Consider the following 9101-nt stretch of genomic DNA (forward strand, 5'->3'; position numbering starts at 1 on the left):
GCCCCACAGCGCGCCAGTGTATCGCAGGACGACTATCCCCACACTCCGAACATCAGGTCTGCGCAAGAGGTCTTGCAGGACCTGTACGCGCGCCGCCGGCAGATCACGGAGCAGCAAAACCAGCAGCCACGGCCCTAATGGTTGGAGGCCCTGGACGTTGCTTAACAGACACAGCCTCGTGGTGGACTTGCGGAGCAGTTGCAGAAACGGTGTAACCGAGAGAGGAAACACCGAGATTCCTCGCCGCGCACGACCACCCCAGCACGCGAAAGACAAGCTCTGGGCGGCACGGCTGAAGCCGTGCCCTTCCGAAAAATTTATGAGATAGCTTGGCTCTGTTGAGGTTCTCGCAGGAAGCAAGTTTCACTTCGCGCCGTCCCTACGGGACTCTGTGTATTTCAAGAGCAGCTTTCCCAGCACTTACGTGCCGCTCTAAGTTCTGTCGCCCCTGCGGGGCTGAGGCCACGCAGTCCGCAGGGATGCAGCAGCTCGAACGAAGGGGATGTCAACAAAGCCAGATAGCTTCTTGTTAATCCTCCGGCCGTCACTTTGGTTCGCCGAGCATGGTCGTGAGCTTTTGGACCAAGTCCAGGGCGGCGGTGTGGAGATGAATGAGTTGGCCGGGTTGAAAGCGCAGATCGGGCTTGTCGAGATCCTGGCGAATGGCGCGGCACAGTTGATAGGCGGTTCGGATCCGCTCGGCAGCCAAGAGCGACAGCACGGCGCTAGGGTCGGATTCCGTTTCTTTCGTCTCGGCATATTGTTGGGTTGCCCAGGCGGTGGTGCGGACGCGATTCACGGCATCGCGGAAATCGGAGAGAATGCGTGGGTCGAGATCGGCGGAGGCGAGTAGAGCCTCGACGTCGCGCAGTTCAGTAGTGGCTCTTTGCAGCCGAACGGAGACAGAAACGGAAGCCGGGTTCACGATTCCTCCATTAGATCCGGCAATCACTGATCGCGTGAAGGTCTATTCTACTTCGAGCGGCTGCGGAACTGCCCGCCTGCGTCGTGTTGTAGGCTAAGCCGGGAACCATAGTGAGCACCGCGTCGAGCACCAAACGATGGTGATCGCAGTCGTCAACTATGCCGGGCGGCGACGGAGAGCTGCAGGGCAGCATTGCCGATGAGCTTGAGTCCGATGCCCCAGCGCTTGCGGGCATCGGACTCGTCATCGCCGTAACCGGATAAATAAAAGGTGAAGTAGAAGCCCTGTTGGGGAACTGCAGGGGATGCGGTTGCGTCGGCGGTTTGCGGTTGGTAATAGCAGCGGCGGATGATGAACTCGGCGGCGGCGGAGATTTGCGGGGCGCGTGCGAGGAGCTTGACCAGGCGGCGGGCGAAGTCCTCGTGCTGCTGGAAGGATAATCGAGCAGGGTCGGCGGCGAAGAAGACGTCCACGTAGGAAACGAATTTCCCGGCGGCCCCGTAAATGCCTTCCGGCTCGCTGAGCTCGACGGTGTACCAGGCGTCGCACTTGGCGGATTCCAGCAGCGAGGCGGGGGAATTGATCTGCACCAGGAACTCGGCCATTTCGTGGTAGCGCGAGGCTTCGTCGATGTAGAGGAGGAGGTCGGGCTGGCGCTTGAGGTCGTAGTAGCGCAGAAGGCCGTCGCCGGAGGACCAGGGGATGGCGAGGGTGGGATCGCCCGATGCAAGTTCGACGGTGACTTCGGCATCCATTGGTTTCTGCGCGCTTAATGTACTCTGAACGAAGTCGATGGTCGATGGTCGATGGCAGATCGCGGCTGCTGTTGACGGTGTGGCTCCGGCAGGCAGGAATTCAGACGCCAATATCTTCGTTCCACAGCTCAGGGTGAGCGGCGATGAAGGAGCGCATCAGTTCGATGCACTCGAGGTCGTCCATCACCTGCAGAGTTACTCCGTGTTGGCGAAACAAGTCTTCCGCGCCGAGGAAATTGCGGTTCTCGCCGATGATGACGCGCGGGATGCGGTAGAGCAGGCTGGCGCCGGTGCACATGATGCACGGGCTGAGAGTACTGACCAGGGTGAGCTGGGGCCAGTCGCGGCGGCGTCCGGCGTTGCGCAGGCAGACGACTTCGGCGTGGGCGGTGGCGTCGCCGGTCTGGACTCGGAGGTTGTGGCCGCGGGCGAGGATGTGCCCAGCAGCGTCGGCAAGCACGGAGCCGATGGGCAGACCGCCTTCGCGGAGGCCGAGGCGGGCTTCGGAGAGAGCTTCGCGCAGGAGTTCGTGGTCGGTCATAAGAGTTTGCTCTATGAGTTAGAGCGTCTTCTGAGTTGGCGAAGCCGCAAAGAAATGACCCACGATTCTGCGACTCGGGTTTCCCGCGCACGACCGCGAGTCCGCCAATCGGAACTCGCGACTCACACCTGAGCTTCCAAGTCGCAGGCTTCGCGACATTCGAGGCAGTAGTATAGGCCGTCGGCGCAGAGGCGAACGTCGTTGCCGCCCTGGCACAGGAAACAGTACTTGTCACACAGGCAGCGTGACTCTTCCAGGTCGCAGACAGCGCAGCGATATTTTCCTGCCATGAGTCGAACTGTAGCGCGAATCGGGGCGGCTGAGAAGGGTGGAGCGGCGCGGCGGAGGCCCAAAACGGGTTCGAGGCGATGTTTGACCCGCGTCAGACCGCATGTTAAGGTAGCGCGTTCCGATCTGGCCCAGGCTCTCATCACGGCCCGGAGAGGTATACCGTGTCTTCCACGCCAGATGTTTCAACCGCAGGCATCCGCAAGACCGCACTGAACGCGGTCCACCGCAAGCTGGGCGCCAAGATGGTGGACTTCAACGGCTGGGACATGCCGGTGGAGTATCCCGCCGGGTTGATCGCCGAACATCTTGCGGTACGTTCCGGGGTGGGAATCTTTGACGTCAGCCACATGGGGGATATCCGCGTCTCGGGGCGGCAGGCGCTGCCGGCGGTGCAGCACATCACCATGAACGATGCCTCCAAGCTGCAGATCGGGCAGTGCCAGTATTCGGCGATGCTATACCCGCAGGGAACGTTCGTGGACGACGTGATCGTTCACCGCTTCGGAGAGAACGACTTCTTCTTCGTCATCAATGCTGGGACGCGCGAGAAGGACATCGCGTGGGTGCGCGAGAACACGCGCTCGTTCGATTGCACGGTCGAGCACCTCAGCGATGACTTCACCCAGATCGCCATCCAGGGGCCGCGCGGCGTGGACGTGCTACAGAAGCTGACCGACGCCGATTTGTCGAAGGTGAAGTTTTACTGGTTCACGCGCGGCACGGTCTGCGGTCTGAAAGACGCACTGATCGCGCGCACCGGCTATACGGCCGAGGACGGATTCGAGATTTACGTTCCCACCGACGAGGCGACCAGCGAACGCGTGTGGAACGAGGTGCTGGCGGCGGGCAAGGAATTCGGCGTGCTGCCGTGCGGGCTGGGCGCGCGCAACACGCTGCGGCTGGAGGGCAAGCTGGCGCTGTACGGGCACGAGATTTCCGATTCGATCACGGTGTGGGAAGCCGGCCTGGACCGCTGGCTGAAGATGGACAAGGCCGAGTTCATCGGGCGGAGAGCGCTGGAGCGGCAGCAGACTGACGGAGTGACGCGCACCTTGGTGGGGCTGGAAATGATCGAGCGCGGCATCGGGCGCGATGGATACAAAGTGCTCGATGAAAACGGGAAGCAGATCGGGCAGGTGACCAGCGGGTCGTATGCGCCGTTCTTGAAGAAGAATATCGATCTGGCGTATGTGCCGCTGTCGCACGCGAAGGTGGACACCGTGCTCGGAGTGGAGATTCGGGGCAATGCGGTGAAGGCGAAGGTGGTGCCGACGCCGTTTTATAAGAGACCGAAGAAAGCGTAGCGAGGCTCAAGGCGCACGGCTCACGGCGCAAGGCATTGAAATTTGAGCGGAAGTAGCGGGTCCTACGACGCGGACGCGCAAAGACGGCGCGTCCTCGCTCAGGATGACAGCCGTTTAAGTTTTGTTTTCGGCGACGAAATCATTTCAGTCGTAAATATTCTGGCGTAAGTGGAGCACGACGAAATGGCCTATCCGGCGGATTTGAAGTACACGAAGGAACATGAGTGGATCAAAGTGCAAGGTGATACCGGCATCGTCGGAATCACCGATCATGCGCAGAAGGCGCTGGGCGACATCGTGTTCGTCGAGTTGCCCAAGCCCGGCGCTACGCTGACCGCGGGCAAGACCCTGGGGACGGTGGAGTCGGTGAAGGCGGTATCGGACATTTACGCGCCGGCTTCAGGCACGGTGACTGAGGTCAACCAGGAGCTGAACACGGCGCCAGAAAAAGTCAATGCCGACCCGCACGGCGCGTGGATGGTGAAAGTGAAGCTCAGCAATCCGGGCGAGGTCACGAACCTGCTCTCTGCCGCGGATTACGAGAAATTTGTGGCGGAAGAAGCCGGACACTGACGCGGGCGGAGTGATGGCGTAGAAGTTACGGCGGATTTGTAATTGGTAATTTGTAATTTGCAATTGGGGAAATCCCCGCCCTGTCGCGCAAAAGCGGCGCGACAAGGGTGGGGCAACCCAAAGTTGCGAAAATTACAAATTACAAATTGCCCAATTACAAATTCCTATGCGCTATCTTCCGAAGTCCCCGACTGACCGGGAGCTGATGCTGCGCGAAATCGGCATCCGCTCCGTTGACGAGCTTTTTGCTCCCATTCCGGCGGAGTATCGGCTGAATCGCGAGCTGGATATTGCGCCCTCGATGGCCGAAGCCGACATCCTGGAATGGTTTCGGCAGCGCGCGGCCGATACCGCCGCTTCCGGCTACGCCAGTTTCCTGGGCGCCGGCGCCTACCGCCATTACCAGCCGGTTGTCATTGACACGCTAATCTCGCGCGGCGAGTTTTTCACCGCCTACACGCCGTATCAGCCGGAAATCTCGCAAGGCACCCTGCAAGCGATCTTCGAGTTCCAGACCATGATCTGCGAGCTGACCGGCATGGAGGTGGCCAACGCCTCGATGTACGACGGCTCGACCGCGACCACCGAGGCGGCGATGATGGCGGCGCGCGCCACCGGGCGCCGCAGTGCGGTGGTGGCGCGCAGCGTGCACCCCGAATATCGCGAAGTGCTGGCCAGCTACGCGAAAAACCAGGGCATGCCGCTGGCCGAGGTTCCGTTCCTCGAGAACGGGCGCGTGAATGCCGCCGCGCTGGAGAAGGCGATCAAGGATGACACGGCGTGCGTGCTGATCCAATCGCCGAATTTCTTTGGCACCATTGAGGACGTCGCTGCCGTTGCGGATCTCACGCACCGCAAGGGAGCGCTGCTGGTGGTGGCGATCACCGAAGCGGTCTCGCTCGGCATTGTGAAGCCGCCCACGGAATGCGACATCGTCGCTATGGAAGCGCAGTCGTTCGGCGTGCCGCTCAGCTTCGGTGGGCCGTACGCCGGCGTCATTGCGACGAAAGAAAAGTTCGTCCGCCAGATGCCCGGCCGGTTGGTCGGGCAGACGGTGGACAAGCAGGGGCGGCGCGGGTTCGTGCTGACGCTTTCCACCCGCGAGCAGCACATCCGGCGCGAGAAGGCGACATCGAACATCTGCACCAACCAGGCGTTGATCGCGCTGATGGCGACCGTGTTCATGACCGTGTACGGACGCGAGGGGCTGAAGGAACTGGCGACGCAGAACCTGGCCAAGACGGCTTACGCGGTCGAGGAGTTTGGCAAGACGGCGAAGGTCCTGTTCCAGGGCGCGCCGCGGTTCAATGAGTTTGTGGTGCAGACCAGCAAAACTCCCAAGATGCTGAACGACCGCATGCTGAAGCAGAAGATCATCGGGGGATTGCCGCTGAAGAAGTTCTATCCCGAGCTGGGCAACGCGTCGCTGTGGTGCTGCACGGAGCTGACAAGCAGAGTTGCGATTGAGGCAGCGGCGAAGGCACTGTCTCCACCTCAAAGAGCCAAACCCCAGGGCGTCCCGGGAACCGCGGAGGTGGCGCAATGAACCGGAACATCAAGAAAGCCACCACGCACGTCATCCAGAACGAAGGGCTGATCTTCGAGAAATCGTCGCCCGGCAAGAAGGGGTACAAGCTGCCCGAACTCGATGTGCCCGACGTAAACCCATCGCAGTTGCTGGGCAATGCGGCGCGCGCTGATTTGGGGAACATGCCCGAGGTCAGCGAGATCGAGATCATCCGGCACTTCACGCGCATTTCCACGTGGAACTACGGCGTGGACACGGGCCTGTATCCGTTGGGGTCGTGCACCATGAAGTACAACCCGCGAATCAATGAGATTGTGGCGCGGCTGGAGGGGCTGGCGAACGCGCATCCGTACCAGCCGGAGAAGGTATCGCAGGGCGCGCTGCTGATCCTGCAGGCGCTGCGCAAGGCGCTGATGGAAATTTGCGGCATGGACGCGATCACCTTGCAGCCGGCCGCGGGCGCGCACGGGGAGCTTACCGGCATCCTGCTGGTTCGGGCATATTTGCAATCGCAGGGCAATCCGCGGAAGAAGATTTTGATTCCTGACTCGGCCCACGGCACCAATCCTGCCACGGCGGCGATCGCGGGCTACGGGGTGGAGAACCTGAAATCAAACGCCCGAGGCATGGTGGACATCCCGTCGCTGGAAGCGCAGATGAACGAGGATGTCGCCGCGCTGATGGTAACCAATCCCAATACGGTGGGATTATTCGAGCAGGAAATCCACAAGGTGGCCGAAATTGTGCACCGCAAGGGCGGGTTGGTGTACATGGATGGCGCCAACATGAACGCGCTGGTGGGCAAGGTGCGGCCGGGGGATTTCGGTATCGACGTGATGCACCTCAACCTGCACAAGACGTTTTCGACACCACACGGCGGCGGCGGCCCGGGATCGGGTCCAGTGGCATGCAAGAAAATCATGGAGCCGTTCTTGCCCATCCCGGTGGTCGTGACCAAGAAGGATGGGACGCTCGGATTCGACTACGACCGGCCGCAGTCGATCGGGCGGGTGCGCGCGTTCTACGGCAATTTCGGGATGCACGTGCGCGCGCTGGCGTACATCATGGCCAACGGGCGCGACGGCCTGCTGCAGACTACGGAAGACGCGGTACTCAACGCCAATTACATTCGCAAGAAACTGGAAGGCGTGTACGAGTTGCCGTACTCGACGCCCAGCATGCATGAGGTCGTGTTCAGCGACCACAAGCAGACGGCGAAGGGCATCAAGACGGGCGACATCGCCAAGCGGCTGATCGATTACGGCTTTCACCCGTACACTGTGTCGTTTCCCCTAATTGTGCATGGGGCGCTGATGATCGAGCCGACGGAAAGCGAATCGCTGGAGGAGATGGACCTGTTCGTCGATGCGATGAAAAACATCGCCGAGGAATGCGAGAACGCTCCCGAGGTCGTGCTGAACGCGCCGCATACCACGCGCGTCGCGCGGTTGGATGAAACGCGCGCCGCGCGCCAGCCGATTTTGAGGTGGAAACCGCAGACGCAGTCGGCGAAGGGCGACTGACGGGATAGCCACAGAGGTCACGGAGGTTTTCAGAGACAAAAGGCTGAGCCGCAGGGTTCAGCCTTGTTTTTCTGGCCGACGCCGATCGGTTCGTATAGTTTTGTTTCCTCTGCGTACTCTGTGGCTAAGATTTCTTCGAGGTCACGGCGAAGAACGCCGCCGCTTCCTGGTGGACGTGTTTACCCCCGCATTTCGGACATTTCACCTGGCCTTTCTCGTACTCGGCAAGAGTGAGAATTACCTCGAACTCTTTTTGGCAGTCTTCGCAGAAGAATTCGTAGCGCGGCATGACGCACCTCCGGGAGTAGAAGGCATTCTAGTACAGAGCGGGAAGGTTGCAATCGCCTGCAAGCGTCAAGCGGCGACAAGCGGGACTAAAACGGGAAGCACTCGCGAGGTGAGAGTGCCAGATCGTGGGTTGTTAAAAACCCGGATTCCTCGCCGGCTCGGTCGCTGCGCTCCCTCGCCCGCTCGGAATGACCATGGAGGTGCCTTTCGCCGGGCTAGTCTAAAGCCCGGCGCTTCCACCAGAGCCAGTCGAGAATCGGTCAGAGCAAATCCATCGGCCAGAGCAAATTGAGAAGCGGCCAGAGCCAATCGAGGGTCGGCTCGTGGCCGAGCGCGCTCCATCGAGATCTAGTGATTCGCCTCGCTGAATTCCACCGAAGCGCTGGTGTTTTCCCATTCGAGTTTCAGGAGTCCGGCCTTGGCTCCGCGTTGTTCAAAAGAGATCGTTAACTGCTGCATGGGTGCGGCGAGCTTGTCTGCTTTCATGTTGAAACGCGCCAAATCGTATTGCTCGCCGGGATAGGGGATGCCCCACTCACCGGTTTTCTTGCTGACAATCAGTTTCCACGGGCCGCTCTGCTGCGGAAGGATGAACAGCGTGTAGCTGCCGGCGGGCACCGGCGTGCCGCCGATCAGCAGGTTCGCCTGAGTGACGAAAGAGGTGGCTTCGTTGGCGCCGGCGCGCCAAACTTCGCCATAGGGAACCAGGCCGCCGTAGATGACGCGCGGCTTGCCGGACTGGGGATCGTTAATTTTCGGCCGGCTGTAGTCGATGGTGATGGTCTTGCCGTCGGCGAAGGCGAACGTCGCGGCGCCCGGCGGGCTGGGACGCTTCGACTTGTCGTGTGCCATTTGTGCCGTGGCGGCGAGCGCGATAAAGAAGGTCAGAACACAAGTTGCGATGACCAACAGGGTGGAACGCCTCATACTTCCTCCAAAGCTTCAAGATATCAGTGATGTTGGATAAATGCGACAACCTGCCTGCCGGTGACACGCAATGTGCGGTGCCTCCCGTACAATCTCGGGATGTCAGTTTTCGAGGAAAAGCGCGAAGAGCTGGAAAAGTACGAGTTCATGATGGGAGTGCCGCGTGGGCGCCTAGCGGTCACCATGGACCTGATCACCGACGCGATGGCGTTTGTCGGGCAGCACGGGGTGTACTGCCAAAGCCAGCGCTGGCCGGGCAAGCCGGTGATGGATATCCAGATCATCATGAAGCAACTGGCGGAAGCGAAGAGGGTGTCCCATCCATAGTTGAAGGTTGAGGGGCGGTTCTCGACCCGGCTCTTGATAGAGTCGGGTTGGAAACTTTCTCAACGAAAGGAGAACCGCCTTGAAGCGAAGCTACCACACCCTCAGCACTTTGGGAAAAA

Annotated in this window: 10 protein-coding genes; 5 read left to right on the forward strand and 5 right to left on the reverse strand. The window is 60.6% G+C overall.

Annotation, left to right across the window (positions count from 1 at the left end):
- Positions 1-544: 544 nt before the first annotated feature.
- The 3 genes from LAN64_19730 to LAN64_19740 all read right to left on the reverse strand — a co-directional run bounded on the left by LAN64_19730 (position 545) and on the right by LAN64_19740 (position 2221).
- Positions 545-925: a hypothetical protein gene (locus LAN64_19730; protein ID MBZ5570060.1), complete on the reverse strand. Its 381-nt coding sequence runs from the start codon at positions 923-925 to the stop codon at positions 545-547.
- A gap of 152 nt (positions 926-1077) precedes the next feature.
- Positions 1078-1680: a hypothetical protein gene (locus tag LAN64_19735; protein ID MBZ5570061.1), complete on the reverse strand. Its 603-nt coding sequence runs from the start codon at positions 1678-1680 to the stop codon at positions 1078-1080.
- Between the two features lie 100 nt (positions 1681-1780).
- Entirely contained in the window at positions 1781-2221 is a 441-nt protein-coding gene (locus LAN64_19740) for a nucleoside deaminase (protein MBZ5570062.1), read from the reverse strand.
- A 452-nt stretch (positions 2222-2673) separates the two neighbouring features.
- Between LAN64_19740 and gcvT the strand changes: the two genes are divergently transcribed.
- From gcvT to gcvPB, 4 genes are all read left to right on the forward strand, one after another.
- Complete coding sequence (gene gcvT / locus LAN64_19745; GenBank protein ID MBZ5570063.1) at positions 2674-3816, forward strand: glycine cleavage system aminomethyltransferase GcvT; 1143 nt, start codon at positions 2674-2676, stop codon at positions 3814-3816.
- Positions 3817-3999: 183 nt separating this feature from the next.
- A complete protein-coding gene (gene gcvH, locus LAN64_19750) occupies positions 4000-4389 on the forward strand; it encodes a glycine cleavage system protein GcvH (protein ID MBZ5570064.1) in 390 nt (129 codons plus the stop codon).
- Positions 4390-4555: 166 nt separating this feature from the next.
- A complete protein-coding gene (gene gcvPA, locus LAN64_19755; protein ID MBZ5570065.1) occupies positions 4556-5935 on the forward strand; it encodes an aminomethyl-transferring glycine dehydrogenase subunit GcvPA in 1380 nt (459 codons plus the stop codon).
- Positions 5932-7440 carry an aminomethyl-transferring glycine dehydrogenase subunit GcvPB gene (gene gcvPB / locus LAN64_19760; protein MBZ5570066.1) on the forward strand — a complete coding sequence of 503 codons (1509 nt, stop codon included), beginning with the start codon at positions 5932-5934 and terminating at the stop codon, positions 7438-7440. Before gcvPA ends, gcvPB begins: the two co-directional genes overlap by 4 nt.
- 124 nt (positions 7441-7564) lie before the next feature.
- Here gcvPB and LAN64_19765 read toward each other — a convergent pair whose 3' ends face one another.
- Both LAN64_19765 and LAN64_19770 read right to left on the reverse strand, forming a co-directional pair.
- A complete protein-coding gene (locus LAN64_19765; protein ID MBZ5570067.1) occupies positions 7565-7729 on the reverse strand; it encodes a zinc ribbon domain-containing protein in 165 nt (54 codons plus the stop codon).
- 347 nt (positions 7730-8076) lie between these two features.
- Complete coding sequence (locus LAN64_19770; protein ID MBZ5570068.1) at positions 8077-8655, reverse strand: DUF2911 domain-containing protein; 579 nt, start codon at positions 8653-8655, stop codon at positions 8077-8079.
- Positions 8656-8754: 99 nt separating this feature from the next.
- Here LAN64_19770 and LAN64_19775 point away from each other — a divergent pair, with 99 nt between their 5' ends.
- Positions 8755-8982 (forward strand): hypothetical protein, encoded by a 228-nt coding sequence (locus tag LAN64_19775; GenBank protein ID MBZ5570069.1) that lies wholly within the window; start codon positions 8755-8757, stop codon positions 8980-8982.
- Positions 8983-9101 lie beyond the last annotated feature (119 nt).

This window comes from Terriglobia bacterium (assembly GCA_020073185.1).
Taxonomy (GTDB): domain Bacteria; phylum Acidobacteriota; class Terriglobia; order Terriglobales; family Acidobacteriaceae; genus JAIQGF01.